General features: G+C 42.4%; 22 protein-coding genes, 1 tRNA gene and 1 pseudogene. 11 read left to right on the top strand and 13 right to left on the bottom strand.

What is annotated here, in order from left to right; all coding sequences use genetic code 11:
* The first annotated feature begins 76 nt into the window (after positions 1-76).
* The 3 genes from icd to MWG72_RS10930 all read left to right on the top strand — a co-directional run bounded on the left by icd (position 77) and on the right by MWG72_RS10930 (position 2,467).
* Positions 77-1,333 (top strand): NADP-dependent isocitrate dehydrogenase, encoded by a 1,257-nt coding sequence (icd, locus tag MWG72_RS10935; RefSeq protein ID WP_180180853.1) that lies wholly within the window; start codon positions 77-79, stop codon positions 1,331-1,333.
* A 301-nt stretch (positions 1,334-1,634) separates the two neighbouring features.
* Entirely contained in the window at positions 1,635-1,766 is a 132-nt protein-coding gene (locus MWG72_RS15550; protein WP_004645538.1) for a hypothetical protein, read from the top strand.
* Between the two features lie 143 nt (positions 1,767-1,909).
* Positions 1,910-2,467: a M23 family metallopeptidase gene (locus MWG72_RS10930; protein ID WP_247144050.1), complete on the top strand. Its 558-nt coding sequence runs from the start codon at positions 1,910-1,912 to the stop codon at positions 2,465-2,467.
* On the opposite strand, the gene MWG72_RS10925 is transcribed toward MWG72_RS10930, so the two are convergent.
* The gene (locus MWG72_RS10925) at positions 2,446-3,657 is read right to left on the bottom strand and encodes a YbfB/YjiJ family MFS transporter (RefSeq protein ID WP_247144049.1); all 1,212 of its coding nucleotides are present in this window, start codon (positions 3,655-3,657) and stop codon (positions 2,446-2,448) included. The two genes, MWG72_RS10930 and MWG72_RS10925, sit on opposite strands and share 22 nt — an antisense overlap.
* A 211-nt stretch (positions 3,658-3,868) precedes the next feature.
* Positions 3,869-5,299, bottom strand: a complete 1,431-nt coding sequence (locus MWG72_RS10920; RefSeq protein ID WP_247144048.1) for a pyridoxal phosphate-dependent aminotransferase — start codon at positions 5,297-5,299, stop codon at positions 3,869-3,871.
* A gap of 228 nt (positions 5,300-5,527) precedes the next feature.
* Here MWG72_RS10920 and msrB point away from each other — a divergent pair, with 228 nt between their 5' ends.
* Complete coding sequence (msrB, locus tag MWG72_RS10915; protein WP_004645533.1) at positions 5,528-5,947, top strand: peptide-methionine (R)-S-oxide reductase MsrB; 420 nt, start codon at positions 5,528-5,530, stop codon at positions 5,945-5,947.
* On the top strand, positions 5,944-6,420 hold the full coding sequence (locus tag MWG72_RS10910) for a glutathione peroxidase (protein WP_114541885.1): 477 nt from the start codon (positions 5,944-5,946) through the stop codon (positions 6,418-6,420). The genes msrB and MWG72_RS10910 overlap by 4 nt, the downstream gene beginning before the upstream one ends.
* A gap of 101 nt (positions 6,421-6,521) precedes the next feature.
* Here the strand turns inward: MWG72_RS10910 and dapC are convergent, their stop codons facing one another.
* From dapC to MWG72_RS10880, 6 genes are all read right to left on the bottom strand, one after another.
* Entirely contained in the window at positions 6,522-7,691 is a 1,170-nt protein-coding gene (gene dapC / locus MWG72_RS10905) for a succinyldiaminopimelate transaminase (RefSeq protein ID WP_247144047.1), read from the bottom strand.
* 17 nt (positions 7,692-7,708) lie between these two features.
* Positions 7,709-10,381, bottom strand: coding sequence for a [protein-PII] uridylyltransferase (gene glnD, locus MWG72_RS10900; protein WP_247144046.1), 2,673 nt, complete (start codon positions 10,379-10,381; stop codon positions 7,709-7,711).
* Positions 10,382-10,407: 26 nt separating this feature from the next.
* On the bottom strand, positions 10,408-11,622 hold the full coding sequence (gene purT, locus MWG72_RS10895; protein WP_171057027.1) for a formate-dependent phosphoribosylglycinamide formyltransferase: 1,215 nt from the start codon (positions 11,620-11,622) through the stop codon (positions 10,408-10,410).
* A gap of 115 nt (positions 11,623-11,737) precedes the next feature.
* Entirely contained in the window at positions 11,738-12,382 is a 645-nt protein-coding gene (locus tag MWG72_RS10890; protein ID WP_247144045.1) for a hypothetical protein, read from the bottom strand.
* A gap of 94 nt (positions 12,383-12,476) precedes the next feature.
* The gene (gene ygaH / locus MWG72_RS10885; RefSeq protein ID WP_184413294.1) at positions 12,477-12,824 is read right to left on the bottom strand and encodes an L-valine transporter subunit YgaH; all 348 of its coding nucleotides are present in this window, start codon (positions 12,822-12,824) and stop codon (positions 12,477-12,479) included.
* Positions 12,821-13,573, bottom strand: a complete 753-nt coding sequence (locus MWG72_RS10880) for an AzlC family ABC transporter permease (RefSeq protein ID WP_247144044.1) — start codon at positions 13,571-13,573, stop codon at positions 12,821-12,823. The genes ygaH and MWG72_RS10880 overlap by 4 nt, the downstream gene beginning before the upstream one ends.
* Positions 13,574-13,676: 103 nt before the next feature.
* Between MWG72_RS10880 and MWG72_RS10875 the strand changes: the two genes are divergently transcribed.
* Positions 13,677-14,174, top strand: a complete 498-nt coding sequence (locus tag MWG72_RS10875) for a hypothetical protein (protein WP_247144043.1) — start codon at positions 13,677-13,679, stop codon at positions 14,172-14,174.
* Positions 14,175-14,364: 190 nt separating this feature from the next.
* Here MWG72_RS10875 and MWG72_RS10870 read toward each other — a convergent pair whose 3' ends face one another.
* Both MWG72_RS10870 and ychF read right to left on the bottom strand, forming a co-directional pair.
* Positions 14,365-14,982 carry a superoxide dismutase gene (locus tag MWG72_RS10870; protein WP_247144042.1) on the bottom strand — a complete coding sequence of 206 codons (618 nt, stop codon included), beginning with the start codon at positions 14,980-14,982 and terminating at the stop codon, positions 14,365-14,367.
* A gap of 213 nt (positions 14,983-15,195) precedes the next feature.
* Positions 15,196-16,287, bottom strand: coding sequence for a redox-regulated ATPase YchF (gene ychF / locus MWG72_RS10865; protein WP_004645523.1), 1,092 nt, complete (start codon positions 16,285-16,287; stop codon positions 15,196-15,198).
* A 294-nt stretch (positions 16,288-16,581) separates the two neighbouring features.
* On the opposite strand from ychF, the gene MWG72_RS10860 reads away from it, so the two are divergent.
* On the top strand, positions 16,582-17,346 hold the full coding sequence (locus MWG72_RS10860) for a glutathione S-transferase family protein (RefSeq protein ID WP_004645522.1): 765 nt from the start codon (positions 16,582-16,584) through the stop codon (positions 17,344-17,346).
* A 64-nt stretch (positions 17,347-17,410) separates the two neighbouring features.
* On the opposite strand, the gene MWG72_RS10855 is transcribed toward MWG72_RS10860, so the two are convergent.
* A complete protein-coding gene (locus MWG72_RS10855) occupies positions 17,411-18,931 on the bottom strand; it encodes a hypothetical protein (RefSeq protein WP_247144041.1) in 1,521 nt (506 codons plus the stop codon).
* 380 nt (positions 18,932-19,311) lie between these two features.
* On the opposite strand from MWG72_RS10855, the gene MWG72_RS10850 reads away from it, so the two are divergent.
* On the top strand, positions 19,312-19,782 hold the full coding sequence (locus MWG72_RS10850; RefSeq protein WP_004645518.1) for an Lrp/AsnC family transcriptional regulator: 471 nt from the start codon (positions 19,312-19,314) through the stop codon (positions 19,780-19,782).
* 68 nt (positions 19,783-19,850) lie between these two features.
* On the opposite strand, the gene MWG72_RS10845 is transcribed toward MWG72_RS10850, so the two are convergent.
* Together MWG72_RS10845 and MWG72_RS10840 are read right to left on the bottom strand one after the other, a co-directional pair.
* Positions 19,851-20,600: a YebC/PmpR family DNA-binding transcriptional regulator gene (locus MWG72_RS10845; RefSeq protein WP_004731522.1), complete on the bottom strand. Its 750-nt coding sequence runs from the start codon at positions 20,598-20,600 to the stop codon at positions 19,851-19,853.
* 248 nt (positions 20,601-20,848) lie between these two features.
* Positions 20,849-21,403: a 1-acyl-sn-glycerol-3-phosphate acyltransferase gene (locus MWG72_RS10840; RefSeq protein WP_026056524.1), complete on the bottom strand. Its 555-nt coding sequence runs from the start codon at positions 21,401-21,403 to the stop codon at positions 20,849-20,851.
* Between the two features lie 799 nt (positions 21,404-22,202).
* Here MWG72_RS10840 and MWG72_RS10835 point away from each other — a divergent pair.
* The 3 genes and pseudogenes from MWG72_RS10835 to MWG72_RS10825 all read left to right on the top strand — a co-directional run bounded on the left by MWG72_RS10835 (position 22,203) and on the right by MWG72_RS10825 (position 24,059).
* Positions 22,203-22,279 (top strand) — tRNA-Ile (locus tag MWG72_RS10835).
* A 193-nt stretch (positions 22,280-22,472) separates the two neighbouring features.
* Positions 22,473-23,672 (top strand): annotated as a pseudogene (locus MWG72_RS10830) (tyrosine-type recombinase/integrase).
* A gap of 129 nt (positions 23,673-23,801) precedes the next feature.
* Positions 23,802-24,059 carry a hypothetical protein gene (locus tag MWG72_RS10825; RefSeq protein WP_082180566.1) on the top strand — a complete coding sequence of 86 codons (258 nt, stop codon included), beginning with the start codon at positions 23,802-23,804 and terminating at the stop codon, positions 24,057-24,059.
* The last annotated feature ends 183 nt before the right edge of the window (positions 24,060-24,242 follow it).

Raw genomic sequence — 24,242 nt, 5'->3', positions numbered from 1 at the left:
GTTAAGAACAGTTGAAAGTATTGCCTAATCGGCAATTATTTTAGATTTGTCAGCGGCATCCGGGAGAATACTAATAATGGGATATCAAAAAATCGTAGTACCTGTGGATGGTACTAAAATTACCGTTAATGCAGACCTGTCACTCAACGTACCAAATAATCCAATTATCCCATTTATTGAAGGGGATGGAATTGGTGCAGATATTACACCAACAATGCGAACTGTGGTAGATGCTGCTGTGCAAAAAGCATACGCTGGAAAGCGTTCCATCGAATGGATGGAAGTCTACTGCGGTGAAAAAGCTGACAAAATTTACGGCACCTATATGCCTGAAGAAACTCTCGAAGCGCTGCGCGATTATGTGATATCGATTAAAGGTCCACTGACCACGCCAGTTGGTGGCGGTATTCGCTCTCTGAATGTGGCTTTACGTCAGGAACTGGATTTATATGTTTGTGTACGTCCGGTGCGCTGGTTCGAGGGCGTGCCTTCGCCGGTACATAATCCTGAACTGACCGACATGGTAATTTTCCGTGAAAATTCAGAAGATATTTATGCCGGAATTGAATGGAAGGCAGATTCTCCGGAAGCGAAAAAGGTCATCAAGTTCCTGAAAGAAGAAATGGGTGTAACCAATATCCGCTTTGAAGACAATTGTGGGATCGGGATCAAGCCTGTCTCCAAAGAAGGTAGCCAGCGTCTGGTACGTAAAGCGATTCAATTTGCCATTGAGAATGACAAGCCTAGTGTGACTTTGGTACACAAAGGCAATATCATGAAATACACCGAAGGGGCATTTAAAGAGTGGGGCTATGAGGTCGCATTGGAACGTTTCGGCGGTGAGCTTTTAGATGGTGGTCCATGGGTTAAAATCAAAAATCCAAGAACAGGCAAAGACATTATTATTAAAGATGTCATTGCTGATGCCTTCTTGCAGCAAATCTTGATGCGTCCGGCGGATTATTCTGTAATTGCGACACTGAACTTAAATGGTGATTATATTTCTGATGCGCTAGCTGCGGAAGTCGGCGGGATCGGGATTGCACCGGGTGCCAATATCGGCGGTTCGATTGCAGTTTATGAAGCAACCCACGGTACAGCGCCTAAATATGCTGGACAAGATAAAGTAAATCCGGGTTCGATTATTCTGTCAGCAGAAATGATGCTGCGTGATATGGGCTGGATAGAAGCTGCCGACCTGATCATCAAGGGGATTTCGGGTGCGATTGCGGCAAAAACGGTGACCTACGATTTTGAGCGCTTAATGCCAGGGGCGACCTTGCTGCGTTGTTCCGAGTTTGGTGAAGCGATTATTGCCAATATGGATGCCTGAAATTGCGATGCAATTTATGAATAAAAAAACCCGCAATTACGGCGGGTTTTTTTATCACTTTATTGGGAAGCAAAGGCTGAACGGTTTAAGGTTAAACGTTAAAATAAGTATCAGGCTGCAAGATCATGTAAGAAGTGTAATGAGCCTAGAAATGATTCGTTCTAAGCTGAATAACTTAGTAAACACTGTATTACATTGACGTATTTGGATACAGCTCAGCGATTGGCTTATTTTGTATAAACGTTACAGTGATGAATGGAACTTCCAGTGATATAGAGACGTTTCTCGAAAGGAGTAAATCATGGCTAAAGCTAAAGCGAGACATAAGCAGGTCCAACAAAAAGACAAGCAGGACAATGCTCAGAATGAAGAGCAGCAACAGCAACAACAGCAACAACCATCGAAACCATCTCGTGCTAAAAAACGTAGATAATCTCCTATCCACCTAAAATAACAAAACCCTCATTTGAGGGTTTTGTTATTTGAACGCTTGTATAAAATCATCACTAAAAATAACAGGATTGTGACTTTAAATTAGGCGGTTGTGATTAAGATAAAAGTCATCTATTTAATTTAATGCGAATATTGGTGAAATTTCTCCGGATTATAAGCTTACTGTTATCTATAGGTTTTCTACTGACTGCCTGTCAACCACCGCCTTCAGGTGAAGCAGCGGGCTGGAAAAGCCCTTATCTGTATTGGCAATTACAGAGAGCCCAGTTGGAAGCTCCGCTACAGATTCCGGTTGAAGGCGTCAGAATTGGCCAAATTAATGATACCTGGGGAGCAGCCCGTAGTGCCGGTCGTAAACATGAAGGGACGGATATTTTTGCCAAACGCGGTACGCCAGTATTCAGCGCGACCCAAGGGATTGTGCGTAGGATTGGTACCAACAATCTGGGTGGAAAAATTATCTGGGTGACCGGTCCGAATATGAGTCAGCATTATTATGCACATCTGGATGACTATGCAGAACATATTCAGGAAGGCGACTGGGTTGAGGCAGGTGAAGTCATCGCTTATGTGGGTAATACAGGTAATGCCAAAAATACCCCGCCGCATTTACATTATGGGATTTATCTGGGTGGGCAAGGAGCAACCAATCCTTATCCTTATTTAGTTCCTTCTCCATGAGCAGAAATTGGCAGAGTTTGTTGTTCAGATTTGAGTCTGACAGGACGTGTGTACCAGAACAATTGTAACGTTCCTAATAAAAGAACAAATGTGGCCAGTATGAACTGTTGATGATAGCTCAATCCAAAATATTGCAGCGCACTAAAACTGAGCCCACCGATTAGCTGAATCGAGGCAAAACACAAGGTAGCAATACTCCAGAGCTTTTTATAAGCCAGTCCATACAGTTGTAAAATGGTATAGGAGGTCAGGAAGACCACAGCCGGATTTAACATCCCGGTAAAAAAGGAAGAGCTAAAAGTGAGTAAGGGATAGGCATCTAGAGTCGCAATAAAAATAGCCACAATATAAAGACTATAAAGAATTTTCAGGGCAGCAAAATTACCCCATTTTCTGGCCAGCACATAAGCACTAAAGGCACCCAAGGCACTGCCTATTCCATACAGAATCCAGTTGAAATTAATCCAGAACAAGCTCAATCCCAACTGCTGGCTTAAATAATCAATCCAGAAGAGTGAATGCGGTATATAGGCGAATGCACTACACGCGTAGACCGTCAATAAACTATAAAAGACGCTATTCAAAGAGAGAGGAGAGGTAACTGCAAGAGCTTGTGTGGACAAATACGGCTTAAATTTCTGAATCAGTAAACTTAAAACGATACAGATAAGCAAAGCAAAACCGCATAAGATCAGCCATGCAGTCTGTATGGAAATTTGATCCAGATAAGGCAGAAACAGGGTCGCAATTAAAACGCCTAGTCCAATCCCGCTAAAACCAATAAAGTTGATTTTAAGACGATCCTGAAGTTCACAACACTGCGCGACCACACTCGGCGATAAGATCATCATCAGTCCACCGCTGATCCCGGAAATAACCCGCCAAGCGATATACCACGCTTCAGAGAAACCAGAAAATGCACAGCACATCAGGCTGAACATACCGGCAAAGGCTGAAATTTGAATATAGGTACTCATGCTGCGGTCTTGAGGCAAGCGCATCGCGGTAAATGCACCGATTAAATAACCCAGCAAATTGGCACTGCCCAAAAGGCTGGCAAAATCTGTACTCCAGCCAAAGGCTTCGCGTGTGCCAGGTAACAGTGCGGTATAAGAAAAGCGAAGGATGCCAATGCCCAAGCACATACTAAGGCAGAGAAAAAGGCTGAGCTTCATTGTGTTTGAGGACATCCGTGTACTCATAGAATTTTATATTTGGTCAAAAAATAACATGAATCTTCATGATTTAGGGGAAATTGTCGGAGAAGAAACCATTGAGTGCAGAAATTTGCTCAAAGAAACCGGTATGATTTTTAAAATTTCATCAGTCAAAAGCCTGAATTTTCTCAGAGAAATAAAAAACCGCGTATCAACGCGGTTTTTATATTGTCTATTTCAAGAATTAACGCATCTTGGCTAGGAAACGGCCAACACGCGTAATAGCTTCACGCAGTTCATTTTCAGCCGGCAGGAATACTACACGGAAATGATCCGGTGTCGGCCAGTTAAAGCCTGTACCTTGAACCAGAAGCACTTTCTCGGCACGTAACAAATCCAGCATTAGCTTTTCATCGTCTTGGATTGGATACACATTCGGATCCAGTTTCGGGAAGCAGTACATCGCACCTTCAGGTTTGACACACGACACACCTGGAATCTCGTTCAGCATTTCCCAGGCAATGTTGCGCTGTTCATATAAACGCCCGCCCGGACGAATCAGGTCGTTAATTGACTGATAACCGCCCAGTGCGGTCTGAATCGCATATTGTGCCTGATGGTTGGCACACAGACGCATCGACGCCAGCATATCCAGACCTTCGATATAGTCTGCTGCACGTGCTTTATCGCCGGTAATGGCCATCCAGCCGGAACGGAAACCAGCAATACGATAGGCTTTAGATAAACCGTTAAACGAGACACAGAGCTGATCGCCAGCCAGAGCTGCTACAGCAACATGCTCGATTCCATCGTAAATAATTTTGTCGTAGATTTCGTCAGCAAATAAAATCAGGTCATATTTCTTGGCCAAGTCGACGATTTGCTGCAACACATGACGTGGGTAAACCGAACCGGTCGGGTTATTCGGGTTAATAATCACAATACCACGGGTATTTGGCGTGATTTTGCTTTCCATATCAGCAATATCTGGATACCAGTGATTTTCTTCATCACATTTATAGTGAATCGCTGTACCGCCAGATAGATTCACTGCCGCCGTCCAGAGTGGATAATCTGGCATTGGAATCAGCATTTCATCGCCATCATCCAGCAGACCCTGCATGGCCATCACGATCAGTTCAGACACACCATTACCGATATAGACGTCATTGACGTGCATATCTAGAATGCCTTTTTGCTGATAGTACTGACAGATCGCCTTACGTGCCGGGAAAATCCCTTTAGAATCCGTATAGCCAATCGCATTCGGCAGGTTTAAAGCTACATCATTGATAATTTCCTGCGGCGCTTCAAAACCGAATGGGGCAGGATTGCCAATATTTAATTTGATAATTTTGTGACCGGCTTCTTCCATCTCGATGGCCGCTCGTAACACAGGTCCGCGAATGTCGTAGCACACATGCTCGAGCTTAGATGATTTCTTGATCTCGCGAGGGGTTTGGAAAGTGTTCGGCATTTTGATGTTCTCGGAAGGAGTGGAGGTCACTTTTGCATAACGATATAAATAACTTTTAAATGTCTCAGTTGTGACTAGATCGAGATCATGTTCATCTCGAAGTAGTGCAACAATTTTTTCATGCGTAAATCCAAGCTGCTGATATTGTTTGATCACAGGCAGCAGATTTTTAAAAATTACGCTCTTTTTTTGCGACATTTTTTAATCCTGAGCAAATTTAGAGCTAAGAATACCATTAAATTTGCTCACTAAAAAACATTTAATGTAAAAATTGCTTACTTTTATTTTTATATTTGCTTTCTTTTTGCTTTTTTGAACATTATATGTCTTTTGTAAAATGTTGAATAAAGACTAGAATTTTTAAAATGAATCACGTAAATATAGGATTATCCTATTTTAAATAGCAAGATAAAAAGGTATGTGATCATGGGAAAACTCAATAAATCAGACCGGGAATGGCAAAGAGAGTTATCACCTGAGGAGTTTCGCATTACGCGCGAGAAGGGAACCGAGCCAGCATTTACTGGAAAATACTGGAATACCAAGCAAGATGGCACCTATGTATGCCGTTGCTGCGGCACGCCACTGTTCTCGTCTGAGACCAAGTATGACAGCGGCTGTGGCTGGCCAAGTTTCTACCGTCCCGTCAGCAGTTCGGTGGTAGAAGAATTACCTGATACTTCACACGGAATGGTCAGAACTGAGATTGTTTGTCATCATTGTGACGCACATTTAGGGCATGTTTTCCCAGATGGCCCAGAACCAACGGGTTTGCGTTATTGTGTCAACTCGGCTTCTTTGGACTTAGAAACACAAGAAAAAAATGATGAGGAAACCTACCCATGACTAACATTTATCAGTTCGAAGCTGAATTGTTAGATGGCAAAAGCAAGCCACTTGCAGATTATGAAGGCAAGGTACTTTTGATCGTCAATACAGCGAGTAAGTGTGGTTTTACCCCACAATTTTCAGGATTAGAAAAACTTTACGAAAAATATAAAGATCAAGGTCTGGAAATTTTGGGATTTCCATGCAATCAGTTTGGTGGTCAAGATCCAGGTTCCAATGAACAGATTGGTGAATTTTGCCAGAAGAATTACGGGGTATCTTTCCCGATGTTTTCCAAGGTGGATGTCAAAGGCCCTGAAGCGCACGCTATTTTTCGCTATTTGACTAACAATTCCAAAGGTATTTTAGGCAATGGAATTAAATGGAATTTTACCAAATTCCTGATCGGGCGTGATGGCAAGGTATTGAACCGTTTTGCTCCGACCACCAAGCCTGAAGATATTGAAGATGAAATTGCCAAAGTGTTGTAAGAATCAGCATTATTTTCTCAGTATGTGATAAAAATAGAGCTCATCTAATGTTAATTAAAAAACCCACTTATCTAAAGTGGGTTTTTAGTCATGATTAAAACTTAGAGGATGGTTTTCAGGCGTCGAATAACCTCTTCACATTGCGCCAGATCGGCTACGAGTGCCAGACGTACATGATTTTCACCCGGATTACCTTGTTCGGTATCGCGGGATAAATAACGACCCGGAAGAACTTTAATATGTGCTTCTTCCATCAAATGTTTGGCAAAGGCTTCATCATTGTCGACTTTTAACCAGTAATAGAAACCTGCATCCGGTTTTTTGAGTGGCAGCAGATGACCGAGTTCTTGCTGGAATAAATCAAACTTGGCACGGTATTGCACCCGGTTTTCTTCCACATGTGCTTCATCATCCCAGGCAGCAATTGAAGCTAACTGGTGCTGAACCGGCATCGCTGCGCCGTGGTAAGTACGGTACTGCAAATAAGGTTTTAACAGGCTGGCATCACCGGCAACAAAACCTGAACGCATGCCCGGAAGGTTAGAGCGCTTAGACAGTGAATGGAACACCACACAGTTTTTATAGTCATCCCGGCCAATTTCAGAACAAACTTCCAGTAAACCTACGGGTGCTTGGTCAAACCACAGTTCCGAATAGCATTCGTCTGAAGCAATCACAAAGTTGTATTGATCCGACAGGGCAATCAGTTTTTTGAACTGTTCTTTGGATAGCACTGCACCTGTTGGATTGCCCGGGGTGCAGACAAATAGCAATGCCGTTTTTTCCCAGACTTCTGCCGGAACAGCATCAAAGTCACCAAGGTAGTTATTTTCCTCAGTACAGTTGATGAAATAAGGTTTGGCCCCTGCGAGCAGTGTTGCGCCTTCATAAATCTGATAAAACGGATTCGGCATCACCACATAAGGTGCCTCTTCACGATTTACCAAAGCCTGTACAAACGAGAAAATCGCTTCACGCGTACCAGAAACAGGCAGGATATTGCTGTCTGCACTGATACTATTTAGCTGAAAACGGCGCGTCAGCCATTGGGCGATACTTTCACGTAGCTCCGGCAGGCCTTTACTGTTTGGATAGGTCGATAAATGTTTAAAGTTATCAATAATCGCTTGTTTCACAAACTCCGGTGCAGGATGCTTTGGTTCGCCAATCGACAGGGGAATTAAGGGCATATTTGCAGGCTGGATATCCGCAAAAAGCTGATTTAACTTTTCAAACGGATAAGGATGCAGTAGAGACAAGCTAGAGTTCATGAATAAGTAACCGCGTTTTAATGTGAGTGTTGACTACAAACCTGATGAGAAGCTTCATCCAGCGCAGTTTTAAGTGCAGCTGCAAATTCGGCAGATTCTCCAGGTGTCATAGGGTTGCCATCTTTTTTGGTGACAAAGAAAATATCTTCGGCACGTTCGCCAAGTGTGGCAATTTTGGCAGAGTGGATATCCAGGCCTTGCATCATAAATAAACCACCGATTTTGGCAAGTAAACCAGGATGATCGAGAGTGGCAATTTCAACCATATTCTGATTCAAGGCAGGATTGATACTGATATCGACTGTATTTTCAATATCGAAATGACGTAATTGACGTGGAATCCGGCGCTGCATCAAGCCAGGATATTCATCTGAATGACTCAAGGCATCTTTTAGGGCTTCAATCACTGTGGCTTCGCGTTCCGGATCGGTCAATAAGGTACCAAAACGGTCCAGTACCACATAGGTATCCAGACTGAAAGCTTTAGTCGCTGTAATAATCCGTGCGTCTTGTACATCCAGATTCATACGATCCAGAATAGCCACGGTGGTGGCGAACAGGTTGGGTTGATCCTGCGTATAAATAAAGATCTGTACCGCATCTTGTGCATATTTACGGTGCGCCCGCATTAACACCAACGGGGCAGGATTATCCCCGTGCTGTAAAATGGCACGGGTATGCCAGGCAATTTCGTCTGCTGTTTCTTTCAGGAAATAATCATCACCAAGTTCCTGCCAGACTTTCTCCACTTCATCCAGTGAAAAGTCCTGAACCAGAAGTTCGCTGGCCGCAAATTTGGTATCTTCAATCAGCATTTGATAATCAACCGGACGGCCCAGACCAGAACGGATTACATCGCGCGCCTGAGTGTACAGCTGACGCATCAGCGAGGCGCGCCAGGTATTCCATAGCTTCGGATTGGTGGCGTTAATATCGGCAACTGTCAGGGTGTATAAATAATCCAGATGTTCCATATCACCCATTTTTTCGGCGAATTCTTTGACCACATCCGGATCGGAGATATCTTTTTTCTGGGCGGTGACAGACATCACCAGATGATTCTGGATCAGCCAAGCCACCAGATTGCTTTCGCGTTCAGTAAAGCCATGGCTACGGCAGAATTTAATCGCATCGCTGGCACCGAGTTCACTGTGGTCACCGCCACGACCTTTAGCAATATCATGGAAAATTGCTGCCAGATAGACGATGTCACGACGGGTCAGACGCTGAAACACTGAACTGACCACTGGAAATTCCTTGGCAAATTCAGGTTCTTTAAAGCGGTTTAAGTTCCGCAGCAGCAATAAGGTATGCGCATCGACTGTATAGATATGGAACAGGTCATATTGCATTAGTCCCAGAATCTGTCCAAAGGCCGGAATGTAATTTCCAAGCACACCATAACGCTTCATGGCAACCATGGTCTCATAGAGTCGATGCGGTGAACGGATAATCGCCATAAACAGTGCCTGATGCACCGGATTATCACGGAAATCCTGATCAATACGTTTTCCAGCCAAGGTCAGCAGGCGTAAGGTACGCGCACGAATGCCTTCGATTTCAGGACGATTGGCCAGCAGATAGAAAATTTCCAGAATTGCGCTTGGATTTTCCGAGAAAATCTTGTGATGCTGCACAGCCAGTTTGCCATCGACCAGTTTAAAGTTCTGGTTGATTTCTTCGATCTGGCGTTCATATTGCGGTAAACGTGGCGTAATGACCGATTCATTAAAATAGGCCAGCAGCATTTCGTTCAGCGTAGACACTTGCTGTGCACTGCGATAATAGCGCTTCATGAACTGTTCAATTGGATAGTTCGGATGATGCGCCTCTTCACGTACATAGCCAAATTTGGCAGCAATATCACGCTGATAATCGAACAATAAGCGGTTTTCATCGCGCTTGGTCAGGCGGTGCAGGTGATGACGGATTTCCCAGAGGAAACTTTCGGCTTCCTCAAGCACACCGAGTTCAAATTCTGAAATAAAACCGAGATGTACCAGATCATAAATGCGATTGACGCGGAAATGCCGTTTGGCAATCCAGCCAATCTGGTTGATATCACGGATGCCACCCGGCGCATTTTTAATATCCGGTTCCAGATTGCTTTCGGTATTGTTGTGCTGAGCATAGCGTTTATGCTGCTCATCCATCTTGGCATCAAAAAAAGTTTTGTCAGTCCAGGTACGTGACACGATACGACGTGGCCATCTACACAGGTTTTCATTGCCAATAATCAGGCGGGCTTCGATCAGGGTGGTGGCGACGGTCAGATCACTGCTGGCCTGATTGACACATTCATTGATGGTGCGGACACTGATACCGGGTTTGAAATTCCCCACGTCCCAAAGCGATGAAATGAATGTAGAAATCAGTTGTTCCTGTTCCGGGTTAATCTCGTCTTCTGACAAGATCATGATGTCGACATCAGAATAAGGCAGCATTTCACGACGGCCATAGCCTCCGACTGCAAACAGGGCCAAATCAGTTTGATCCAGTTCGGCATGCTGCCAGAGAAACTGCAATGCTTCATCAATCAGGTTGGAACGCGCCAGAATAATATCCCGAATCGACTGGCCATTTTCAAAACTTTCCTGAAGCTGATTTTCGACATCACTGCGCCATTGATTGATGGCTTTAATGTCATGGTTGCTTTTAGCGTAATTCAGCAGTGGATGGGTGTTGATCATGTACAGTCGTCCGTTGGTATTTCAGCTTAGTTTTGGTTGACGCTAACTTGGTTGGCGACCTGGAGGGCCAGTTCACGTGCCTGTTCAATAGTTTCTGCACGTGCCGTGGCAACGCCCATACGACGACGTTTAAAACCTTCTGGTTTGCCAAACAGGCGCAAATCGGTATTGCCGTCTGCTAAAGCAAGATTCAGGCCAGAAAATGAAAGATTACGGCCATCTACTCCAGCATAAATTACCGCACTGGCAGCCACACTATGTCGTGCAGTATTCACCGGCAAGCCTAAAATAGCACGTGCATGCAGCTCAAATTCACTTTGAAATTGGGAGGCTAAAGTCACCAGTCCAGTATCGTGTGGACGTGGGGAAACCTCACTAAACCATACTTTGTCGCCTTTTACAAAGAGTTCCACTCCAAAGATTCCGCAGCCACCAAGTGCTGTAGTGACCTTGTTGGCAATGCGCTTGGATTCTTCCAGCGCGGCTGGAGTCATCGGTTGAGGCTGCCAGCTTTCCACATAATCACCTGAGTCCTGACGATGTCCGATCGGGTCGCAATAAGACGTTTCGATTTCGCCGGTTTCTGGATTTTTTGCACGAACAGTCAATAAGGTAATTTCAAAATCAAAGTCAATTTGTGATTCTACAATCACAGTACCCTGATTGACCCGGCCACCGGTTTGCGCATATTCCCAGGCAGCATCGACTTCATCAAAACGGGTAACACGAGACTGACCTTTGCCTGAAGATGACATCACCGGTTTCACAAAGTTTGGATAGCCCACATCGTCACAGGCCGCGCGGAAGGATTCTAAACTGTCGGCAAAACGGTAAGCTGAAGTTGGCAGACCGAGTTCTTCCGCAGCCAGACGACGAATACCTTCACGGTTCATGGTCAGATTGACGGCTTTAGCAGAAGGAATGACTGTAGCAATGTTCTGGGCTTCTATTTCAAGCAGAACTTCGGTCGCAATCGCTTCAATTTCAGGAACAATTAAATGTGGCTGGATTTGATTGATGAGTTGTTTGAGTTCTACAGCATCTGCCATATTCAAGGTATAGGAATAATGCGCAACCTGCATGGCAGGGGCATGATCATAACGGTCAGCAGCATGAACTTCGACTCCAAGGCGTTGTAGTGAAATCACCACTTCCTTGCCCAGTTCACCAGAACCCAATAATAGAACTTTATAGGCAGAAGATTGAAGGGGAGTACCAATAGTCACGCTCATGTGGATCATCCATGCTTGATTTTATGGACTTTTAGCATAGCAGAACTGAGCCGACAGTTAAGCCAAGATTCATACAAAATTGTGATATTGACCAACAGTTTTATTTATAAAGTTTTTCTAGATTTTAATAAGGAGGCGCTGTCATTTTCACATCGCTGTCAGACTGCGTTTGCAGAAGATAAATCTCGCTTTGAGACTTGAGCTTTTCTATTTGTGCAACTTGTTCAGTATTGATATTTAGCATCTTTAACAGACGTAATGTACGAACATGCAGGAAATACGCATAGGGCAATACAAAAGGCAGTACAAAGCACAGCAAAAATAACAGTAGCCCAAAAACTGTGAATTGAATGCAGTCTCGCAAGATGGTGGTGAGCTGGAACTGATCTGCTGAAAAGGCGGTAGCTGAAAAAAGAATAAAAAGGAGCGCAAATAAACCAGCAAAAATTTTTAGAGTATTCGGCAGGACACGATGTCTGAAGCTCCATTTACCCAAAATCAATGTCAAAGGATGAAGATGCAGCACGTATTGGCTCTGATTAAGCATAGCAATAATTTGATGGGTGCTATTCTTTTTAATATAAACCACCCGAACTTGATCTGCTGGTTGAGCATGTATTTCGACAAAATGTCCGGTAAAATTTTGAGCATTGATAAAACATTCAAAATATTGTGCCGGCACTTCATGTCGATGGAATACGGTTAACATTTCATCGCGCCGATGATGAATAAAGATTTTGCCTTCAATCACCTGTTTGGCTGCAAACATGCGCATCCTTCCTGGTTTTTATTGTTATATAAAAAAAGACCTATACTATGAGTTTAGCATAAGTCTTTGTTTCAATTGATCAACCAGTTAAAGCTTAAAAGGGTACTGCAACATAGGTGTAAACCAACCCATAGGTTAGTGCTGCGGTCAGTGTCGCCATCACAATCCGTTTAAACTTAAAGTACAAAACCGTGAGCACAATAAAGCCAACCAGCATCGCAAAACTTTTATTCGGTGTTTCTAATAAAGGTGGCAGGGTAGCAACCACCAACATGGAGCTGATCGCAGCAATGCCAATTGAACCCAAGGCAATTTTTAGCCACAATGCTCCGCGTTTTTGCGAACCTTGCTGAAATTTTTGAATGACAAAAAAAGGACCAAAGCGCGAGGCGAAATTGGCAATTCCGACTAAAATCCCGACCAGAATAATCTCTAGATTCATGCTTGATCTCCTGCGTGTTCAGGATCTGGCTGTTTCAGAATATAGTGCTTGAACAGGCCGGCAAAAATACCCGAACTAATCCCGATAAAGATCGCGGCGGACAGGTCGATAAAATAACAGGCAATCGCAGACACCAGAATCGTGACAGCTACAACAAAAGTGTGTTTTTTCTCAAAGGCGGCTAACAAGAAACTCAGGAACAGTGCAGGTAACAGGAAATCTAGTGCAGCCTGCAAGAACTGCGGCAAGTTGCTGACCTGATCGGCAAATAAGCCACCGAGGAAAGATCCGAGTGCCCAGGACATCCAGCTAAACAGGCTTAAACCGAGCATCCAGGATTCCGACCATTCTTGACGCCGTTGCGAGAGCTTGATCATGCCAGAGGAAAAGACTTCATCGGTCAGACCCCAAGACCAGATTGCCGTTTTTTTTAAATTGAGCCGGTCTTGAATCAGATTTTGTAACGCAGGGCCATAAAGCAGATGACGAATGTCTAAGGCAATCACGGTCAATGCCGTCATCCAGATGGATGTTCCACTGCCTAAGAGAGCGACCACCAGGAACTGGCTGGCACCTGCATACATTGAGCAGGACAGGAACAATGCTTCCCAGGCGGTAAAGCCAAACTGAGTGGCTGAAACACCAAAAGCAAACGACACTGGTAAATAAGTGAAGATAATCGCTTGGCTATCTTTTGCACCTTGCCAGAAGCCAGCAGGTTGCGTAGCGAGTTGATTCTGTTCAGACACGACACACCTTAAAGGAGAGTTGAACGATGGGTCAAATGAAGATTGTGTATTCTACGTGAATTTAATAGCATAGTGCCGAAATGTTTAAATTGGCGAGCCTGATATGTGGATGTTCAAGACACGCACGATGCTGACTGCTGCTTTAATAAGCACGGCAATATTGTTACAAGCGTGTGGGAATGACAGTCAATCGACTGATAAGCCAGAAATTAAACCGGCACCTAAACTGACCAATGATGCGACGACTTATGCTAATGCTGCATGGCAGCTGATCAATGAAGTGGATCCGCTGGTCTATAATAAAGAAGTGGATCAGCTGGAAACACAGGTACGTCAACCGGCACGTAAATTGAGTACGGACTGGCGCATTAATGTCAAAATGACCGATTCGGTGACCGAAGGCAAATATGCCTTATGTCGTAAAGCCTTGACCAGTCTGGAAATCTGGGCGCGGACGACCATGGAAAATGGTAATAGTCTGCAACAAAAACAGGCGGATTATGAGCGGGATAAACTGCAATGCCAGAATGCCATTGCCCATCCTGCACTCGGAAATACTGATCCTAAGCAAAAAGGTACTGCAATTGCCAATATGCAATAAACCTTTGCCCATTTAAATGTACCTATAAAAAGCCAGTCATTTAGACTGGCTTTTTTAGCAAAATAAACTTTAAAAATAGGGCATCCACACATGTTCTAATAAAAGCACCATGACACCGCAGATCAGCAGGGTGCTGCCAATCATGCGTTGAATCAGCATACGTGTAGACATGGCAGATCTCCTCAAAGATTTAAAGTGCGTTTAACGCTTCCAGATAACGACGATTTACTTCTTTCCAGTTCACGACATTGAAAAAAGCTGAGATATATTCCGGACGACGGTTTTGATACTGTAAATAATAGGCATGTTCCCAGACATCCAGACCTAAAAGGGGAATATTGCGATGCATCAGCGGAGAATCCTGATTGGCGCTACTTTCTACAATAAGCGTTTGATCTGGCGCCATACTTAACCAGGCCCAACCACTACCAAAACGGCTAAGCGCTGCTTGGGTAAACGCTTCTTTAAATTCATCGAATCCTCCTAATTCATGTTCGATCGCTTTGGCAATTTCAGCTTCGGGATGACCACCGCCGTCTGGACTCATCACTGTCCAGAACAGGGAATGATTGGCATGTCCACCGGCATTGTTGATCACGTTCTGTTTGAGTTGCTCGGGCACTTCATTGAATTTGCTAATTAATGCTTCGACTGATAAATCTTCCCACTCTGTACCCGCGATTCCTGCATTGATATTATTGATATAGGTTTGATGATGCTTGCTATGATGAATTTCCATAGTCTTGCTATCGATATGAGGCTCTAGCGCATCATAAGCATAAGGCAGTACAGGCAAGGTGTAACTCATTGGCAGGATTCCTTGGGGAGAATGGAGTTAGGTTATTTTTCATTAGATTTAAGATACGCCCTAATTTAATATTTATATATGAGAATAGTTATCATTATTGTTAATATGTGTTGATCTTATGCGCTTTCAGAAAGGTTGTTATACGTATGAATCCTCTTTTTAAAAGTAATAAAAAAAGCCCCCAAGAAGGGGGCTTTTTCAAACAGCAACGACTTAAACGTTAAAACGGAAGTGTAAAACATCGCCATCCTGAACGATGTAAGTTTTACCTTCTAGACGCCATTTACCTGCTTCTTTCGCACCGGCTTCGCCGTTGTACTGCACGAAATCATCATAAGCGATACATTCTGCACGGATAAAGCCTTTTTCAAAGTCGGTATGAATCACGCCTGCTGCCTGTGGTGCAGTTGCGCCAACTTTTACGGTCCAGGCACGAACTTCTTGCACGCCCGCGGTGAAGTAAGTTTGTAGGCCCAGTAATGAATAACCTGCACGAATTACAACGTTTAAACCCGGTTCTTCCATGCCCATTGCTTCAAGGAATTCAGCACGGTCTTCATCTTCAAGCAATGAAATTTCAGCTTCAATCTGGTTGCAAAGTGGAACCACAATCGCATTTTCTTCAGCGGCTAATTTTCTGACTGCATCTAAATGCGGGTTGTTTTCAAAACCGTCTTCAGCAACGTTGGCAATATACATCGTTGGTTTAAGCGTCATTAAACCAAAGCCACGTACCAGCTTGCGTTCGTCATCATCTAGGTCCGCTGCGCGAGCCGGTTTACCTTCATCCAGTAAAGGCTGGATTTTTTCCAGAACAGCTTTAGTGGCAAGCGCTTCTTTGTCGCCACCCTTGGCAGATTTTGTCAAACGCGTAATCGCTTTGGCTACAGCGTCCAAGTCTGCGAGCGCAAGTTCGGTATTAATCGTAGCGATGTCATCCAGTGGATCAATACGACCATTCACATGAATGACATTTTCATCTTCAAAACAACGCACAACGTGAGCAATTGCATCAGTTTCACGAATGTTGGCTAGGAACTGGTTACCCAAGCCTTCACCCTTAGAAGCACCCGCTACCAGACCTGCGATGTCTACAAATTCCATAGAAGTCGGAATAACACGTTGCGGTTTAACAATTGCAGTCAATTTGTCTAAACGTGGATCAGGAACAGGTACAATCCCGGTGTTTGGTTCGATCGTACAGAAAGGGAAGTTTTCTGCAGCAATAGCAGCTTTGGTTAAGGCATTGAAAAGTGTAGATTTACCAACGTTCGGCAAGCCGACAATACCGCAATTAAAACCCATGAAATAACTCACAAAAGCGTTATATAAAAATTGCCCCCGATTTTACATGAAAGCACGACTAAAGTCAGGTCATGCGCTTGTGGTTTATTGCAATCAAATGCTTCTGGCGACCTAAAATGACTCGCTGAGCTTTCCAGGATGTATGGTGAGTCCACCAGCCATAGAGGAATAATCAGCCAGTATTTTACTTTTGAATGAAAATCACATTGTTTTTCTAAAAGTGAGTGACTAAAGTATCTGAATAAAACAGCGGCCTACACGCCCTGATCCAATAACGATAAACATGGAGCATACATGCGAACTTTATACCAGTTTCCTTTATCTCACTTTTGCGAAAAAGCACGTTGGATGCTGGACCATAAAGAGCTGTATTATGTTGCTCACAATCTGATACCCGGGGTACACCGCGCTTTTGCCCGCCTGAAAACAGGCCAGAATCGTCTGCCTATTTTGCGTGATCAGGATCGATGGATCGCAGATTCCACCCAGATTGCTCTGTATTTGGATGATACTTATCCAGAACATCGTTTACTGCACGCAGAAGGGTATTTTCGAAATAAAGCTTTAGAAATTAATGAAATTACTTTGGAATTGGGTCGTCATGTCCGTCGCTGGATGCTCTCTCAAGCACTGACTTCTGATCATGAATCTCTGGATATTTTAATTGGTGAGCAGGGTTATCTGCGCCAGTTTGAAAAATTTTCTAAACCTTTATTGAAAGCGATGGTGGCCAAGGGTTATGCATTGAATGAGGAAACTGTGGCGGAATCCAAACAGCATATTGATGTTGCGGTACAGCAGCTCAATCAGATGCTGGTCAGCCAAGGTGGGCATTATTTTGTCGGAAATCGTTTAGGTCTGGCGGATATTGCAGTCTGTTCCATGTTGGCACCGCTTTTGGCGATTCCAGGTACGCCGTGGGAAAAAGAAAATTTTGAAACCTTGTCCGAAGAATATCGTGACTATCAGCAGTATTTGAATGAGCTACCACTGGGTGAATATATTTGTCGTATTTACCGAACCGAACGCAATGCACGGGTAGACTGGCGTGGTGTATAAGTTTAAATGCTAATCCAAGAATTAAAAAAACGCGCATGAAGCGCGTTTTTTAATGAGATTATGATTAACCCCAAGGATTAGTCTGGTCGATATCAATATTTTTAGTAAAATTATTGAGGAGTGAACCAAAATCAAATCCGGATGAAGAACCGCCACTGCCGATATTCTGAATTGTATCTTTAATGCCCGGCAGGATAGCAGACAGATCAATATTGGAATCAGTCGTACCCACACCTTGGACAAGATCACCGAGGTCAGGCAATTCAATCGAAGAGCCACTACCAACCAACTGACCAACACCTTCGGCAATACTGCCTAAGTCAAAGCCGTTTGAAGCAGAGGAAATACCTTCGATCATACCACCCAGATCCAGATCGCTACCGAGATTGAGATTGCCTAATAATCCACCTAAATCTATGCCATTTGAACCATTCGCAATCAGACCGCTCAGTAAGTCAGTGAAGCCACCGACATCAAAACCACCTGTTGCATTTCCGCCTACAAAGCCGCTAATTAAATCGGTAATAGCACCAAGATCAAAATCACCGCCTGCATTGCCACCGATTAAGCCACCCACCAGACCTGCAATTGCTCCAATATCTATATCACCTAAACCGTCAGAACCACCGATCAGACTACCGACTAATTCAGCAATTTGTGCGATATCAATTTCACCATTACCGCCAATCAGGTTGCCGACCAGACCTGCGATGGCACCAATATCTACACCGCCCAATCCGCCAGAACCGCCGATCAGGCCACTAACCAGTTGAGCGATTTGCGCAATATCAATCTCGCCATTGCCACCGATTAAGCCACCCACCAGACCTGCAATTGCTCCAATATCTATATCACCTAAACCGCCAGAACCACCGATCAGACCACCGACCAATTCAGCAATTTGTGCGATATCAATCTCGCCATTACCACCAATTAGGTTGCTGACCAGGCCTGCGATGGCACCAATGTCTACGCCACCTAATCCGCCAGAACCACCGATCAGGCCACCAACCAGTTGAGCAATTTGTGCGATATCAATTTCACCATTGCCGCCGATCAGGTTGCCGACCAGACCTGCGATCGCACCGATATCAATATTGCTTGAACCGCCGATCAGGCCACCGACCAGTTGAGAAATTTTACCAATATCAATATTGCCTGTACTGCCGCTCAATAAGCCGCCCACCAGTTTAGAAATAGCCCCAAGATCCAGGCTGCTGCTATTGCTCCCCATTAAGCTCTTTAATAAGTTGGTGACTTGGGTAATATTAAAGCTACCGCCATTGGATTGAGTTAAGCTACTGATCAGGCTTTGAATATTTAAATTTGAGGCATTCGAACCAGAAAACTGAGTTAATAAATTGCTGAGATTTGTCGTACTCAGGCTGCTTCCAGAAAGGAGATTATTTAATAATGAGCTGACTGAAGGTTGAGTATTGGATCCGGTGAGATTGCCAATAAGATTGGTGAGGGTGCCTGATGTCGTTCCACCGAATAAGCCGCCCAATAAGCTCTTCGTTTGGGTTTCGACGGTTAAAACAGGACTCACTTTTGTTTTTATCAAGCTTAAAAGTTTAGAAGCCATGACCGTTCCTTGTGTAATATTTTTGAAATTCGCTATTTTTGTTTTTAAAGCGCCTTTGTTTTAATCTATTTCTATACACTTGTAAAAGATGGACGGTTAAGTCGTGTAGGGGCTGAGAGGAATAGCCTATCTGTTGTCGTGTTTACCCAATTTAAATAATTTAAAAATAAAGATTTAATTAAAAATACCATTGGTCATATTTTTAATTAATGCGATTAACGGTCATTTAAACCCTCCTGAAAACCGTATTTATAAAATAAAATCCCATTTGGAAAAAAATTTCAGAATATGAAATTTTTGTGAAAAATAAATAAATATTGTATAACAGAGATGGCGCAAAATTTTCTGCATCTATTGATTATTGATATAAGAGTATAAAAATGGAACTGGATCGTTTCGATAAACATATTCTAGAAATATTGACCCATGAAGATGTCAATCTGAATGAACTGTCCGAGCGGGTGAATTTATCTGTCAGTTCGGTGCATCGCAGGATCAAACACTTAATCGATCATAATATTATCAGTGGCTTAAAACGTGAAATCAATTACCAGAAATTAGGTTTCAGCCTGCATGTGCTGTTACAGGTATCCTTAAGCAAACATGATAGCGATACTTTTGCTAAATTCCTGGAAGAACTGGAAAGTATTCCCGAAGTGATTAATGCCTTTTTGGTCACCGGTCAGTCTGCGGACTTTATTGTCGAAGTGGTGGCAAGGGATATGGAAAATTATAGTGAAATCCTGCTTAAGCGGATTGGAAAAATTGAGCATGTGGTGGCACTGCATTCCAGCTTTGTCATTAAAGAATATAATGTCTTTAACTGTAGCGGATTACTCAATAAAGTTTAATCAAAGCTAGGGTGGTCGACAGCCACAAAAAAACGCACCCTAAGGTGCGTTTTTTGAATCAGTGACAGTTAAGCATCAAGTTCTGCTAAAACAGCATCTGAGAATTCAACGTTGGTATATACGTTCTGTACATCATCCAGATCTTCAAGCATATCAATCATTTTCATGATTTTTTTCGCTTGATCGATGTCGGTGATTTCTGCTTTGGTTGAAGGACTCATCACCACTTCAGCATTGTCAGATTTTAAACCTGCAGCAGTTAAAGCATCTTGAACATCACCGAAAGCTTCAGGTGTAGTAATCACCAGGATTTCATCTTCAGTGACTTCGATGTCTTCCGCACCTGCTTCTAATGCCACTTCCATGATTTGATCTTCCAAAGAAACATCTTCAAAAGTAATCTCGCCACGTTTCGTGAACAGGAATGCCACCGAACCGTTAGTGCCTAGGTTACCATCAGTTTTAGAGAAGCAATGACGTACGTCAGGCACAGTACGGTTCAAGTTGTCAGTCATGGTTTCAACAATAACCGCAACACCACCTACACCATAACCTTCGTAGGTCACTTCTTTCAGGTCGTCGTTATCTTCGCCACCAGCACCACGTTGAATGGCACGGTTGATCACGTCACGTGTCATATTCACTGATAATGCTTTTTCAACCACAGCACGTAGACGAGGGTTGCTTGCAGTATCTGGACCACCAAGCTTTGCAGCAGTGGTTAATTCACGAATGTATTTGGTAAAAACTTTACCACGACTCGCATCTTGTTTTGCTTTGCGATGCTTAATATTGGCCCACTTGGAATGACCCGCCATGCGAACTATGCTCCTTGTAGATTGGCTGTATGCCTATCAGAATGCCGAAATTCTACCATAAGCGTTTTTTTAAAAAAAAGTGCCTGGATTTGAGATTTCAGGATAAAAACAAAAAAAGTGCAATATCGAGGAAAAATAGAAAGAGGATAGGGGGATTTATAATTCTATTTATACATTTATATGTACAGATGACTTGGACATAAACAGCAGAATCGCTGATTATGTCCGTGCTTTTATTTTTAAAAAGCTTACTCTGGAATAACGATATCCAGGCCAACCTTGTCTTTATATAGTTGCTTGATCAAAGCCAGGTCATGCGCAAGGTCTGTCGGATAGATCTTGCCAAGAATGCCACCTTGCTTGGTTCTGGAATTGGCGTATAACAACACGATTGGTACATTGGCAGCCTTGGCAATATGCCAGAAACCGGTACGGATTGGTTTGCGTGCTTCACCTTGTTTAGCCCGTGTTGCTTCGGGAGCAATCACCAGATTGAACTTTTCATTGTTCTGAAAATGTTCCACCATCTGGGTCACGATATCTTTACTGGCCTTGCGGTCAACCGGAATACCACCCACAGCGTTCAATAGCGGTTTAAACGGTCCTTTAAATAATTCTTTTTTAATCAAGGTATGAACCTTGAGGTCATAAATCTGGAACAGGGCAATTGACAGTACCGCATCCATCATTGAGGTATGTTCAAACCCAATAATGACCTGTTTATCTTCAAGCACATCGGGTTCGACATGATATTGCCAACCTGCAAGTTTAAATGCAGATTCGCCAAGGAATTTATTTAGCATAAGTACGGAGAAGTAAAAGCTGTATGTAGAGAACTGCATAATTTCATCTTGTTCGCCCATACAGTCAATAGGCTTTCCAATAAAATCAGCGAATAATGTAAAAATCTATGATTTATTCATCTTTTTAAGTTGCAAGATTAAGAGTTAATATATATAAATAAAACAATATTAAGATCTTAAAAATATTAGTAGATACAAAAAAAGTCTTAAAATGATGAAAAAATGACTATCCAGAGCACACTTTAGTTATTAGACTTTTGTCGAAGAAGAAGACTGATACATGTCTTTTCTATTTTCTTATTCTTTCTACTCTGAGATTGAAAAGTATGACGTACATGACAGGCTTCGTAGTCTCCCTATTGATTTTTGCGCTTATAATTGTATGGTCTTTGATCGAAATTAAGCAGGATTTACATAAAGACGAAGAAATGAAGTCTGAATTCTAGTCATTCTATCTTCTTTAGTTCTAGGCTATTCCTTTAACATTGCTGCCTGAGTAATAAAGAATTTTGATACCTTATAGATATACTAAGACCTTAAATCTATCAGTTTTACGCTTACTAAACCGGATTAAATTCAAGATACAGGCTCATTTATCTTAAATGATGCAGCATGTATCTCATTTTTCTATATGCCTCCTATACTGAAGTCTTAAGTAACTGAAATTTTGGCCAAGACTAGTCGCTTATGATTGCTGCCTAAATGTTCAAGCAGTTATAAAAGCACTTGTCTTTCCAAAAAATCTTAGCTAGTATTCATGACGCCTGAACTTATTGATAAATAAAGTTTTCAGCATATAGGGCCTATAGCTCAGTTGGTTAGAGCAGCGGACTCATAATCCGTTGGTCGACAGTTCAAGTCTGTCTGGGCCCACCAAATTCATGTGTTTATATAGTAAAATACATACTTAAACCCTTAATTCTAAAAGAGTTAAGGGTTTTTTAATGTCTTAAGAATACTCAGGTGTACTCGTATAAAAACACCCTATTTGTATCCTGGCTTGTATCCTGTATAAAAAATAGAACTCAGGATACAGGAGCCTAGTTTAATCTAGGAAAATCAAAATTTTATAGCTAAATCTAAATTACTCACAGATACCCAATATGCAGCGTTAAAAGCACAAGAATCTGAGTACAGAGTTTCCGATATTTCAGGTCTGTATTTAAAAGTTGGTGTAACAGGTAAAAAGTCATGGCAGTTAAGATTTAAGAGTACAGTTGGTAAGTGGACATGGCTTGGGTTAGGAAGTTACCCCGTAATCTCAGTCAAAGAAGCACGATCATTGGCGATTAAATATCAAAATGGTGAAATTATTTTAAAAACTAAAAATGAGAAGTTATTGGAGGCGAAACAACAAGAGAATATGTTGTTTGGTAATTTACTGATTAAATGGATGAATACGAAAAAAGGTGTATGGACTGATAAAACTTTTAAGAAAGAATATCAGTCTATAGAAAGGCATATATTGCCAGTATTTGGTCAACGTCTATCTAAAGAAATTTCTGCGTCTGAGTGGAAAGAATTTTTCAGAAAAAAACAATTAAATGAAGGGATATTTAATCGTCTTGAAAAATTAATTTCGTATTGTCGTAATGCGTATGATTATGCAATTGATGATAATTTAATCAGCTACAACCCTCTTGCAAGAGTACGAAAAGGCCTAGCAAATCATACTGCAGGTTCAATGAAACATGTCGTAATGGATGAACTTCCAGACCTTGTTAATGCAATCCGTAATTATCGCTCTGAAACTACTAGTATTGGACTCGAATTGCTAGTAGTGCTATTTCCTAGGCCTGGTGAGTTAAGAGCCGCACGTTGGGATCAATTTGATTTTGAAACAAGCGTATGGCTTAGACCTGCAGATATTATGAAAAGGAGAATAGCTCATGCGATACCGTTACCGAAGCAAGCAATTAAATTATTGCTTCGATTAAAAGAGATTTCAGGGGATGGCAATGAATATTTGCTTCCATCAAGAAGTAATTCAAATGAAAAATTTATATCTGACGTGACCTTCAATTCAGCATTGAAATGAATGGGGTATGCGGGGAAGCAAGATCCTCATGGATTTCGCCACATTGCGAGTACCTATTTGAATGATGTTTTTAGCGACAAAGAGCAAGTGATTGAATCAGCATTGTCTCATCAAAAGTCAGGTGTGAAGGGTGCCTATGATAAAGGTGCTCACTTAAGGGAAAGGGTGGATATTATGCAATTTTGGGCTGACCACTTGGATTCGATCTGCGGCGAAAGAATATTTGATTAGCGTGTTCTTGTTATAATTTTAGAAGCCGAAACGTTATTTTCGGCTTTTTTTTTTGCCAAATAGGACGGTTGAAGATGTCATTTTTCTAATGTGTGTATATTAATTGGTTTTGATAGGTGTAATAACTTTATGAAACCTTTACTAAATCCCCATAGGAACATAAATCCAACTTTAATCAAACTTCGTGAAGAAAATGTATGGCGTTGTTCAAGTAGTTTAGTATGTGAAATTTTAGAAATTAATCGTCAGCAACTCATCAAACTTCTAAATGCCTTTCCTAATTTTCCAAAACCCATGAGAGATCGAGAGACTCGACAAGCAGTGATGTACTTTGATGTTGATGAGATTTTTCAGTGGTGCATAAATGAATTTCATTCTGATTTTTGAGCAAAATTGAACGAATCGAGACGGTTGGAAAAATATTTTTTTTAGTTTGCTATGATTTTTTCTTTTTTTGAAAAAATACTTATGTTGGAAATGAATATACCACAATCAACTGTAATTCAAGCAAGTGAACCGTTCGCTTTAAAGTTTAATGATGTAGCAAAAAAATTAGGATTATCGAGGACG

The sequence above is a fragment of the Acinetobacter lwoffii genome (assembly GCF_022967985.1).
Taxonomy (GTDB): domain Bacteria; phylum Pseudomonadota; class Gammaproteobacteria; order Pseudomonadales; family Moraxellaceae; genus Acinetobacter.
Note: the sequence above shows the minus strand (reverse complement) of the source record. Positions and strands in the feature narration are given on the sequence as shown.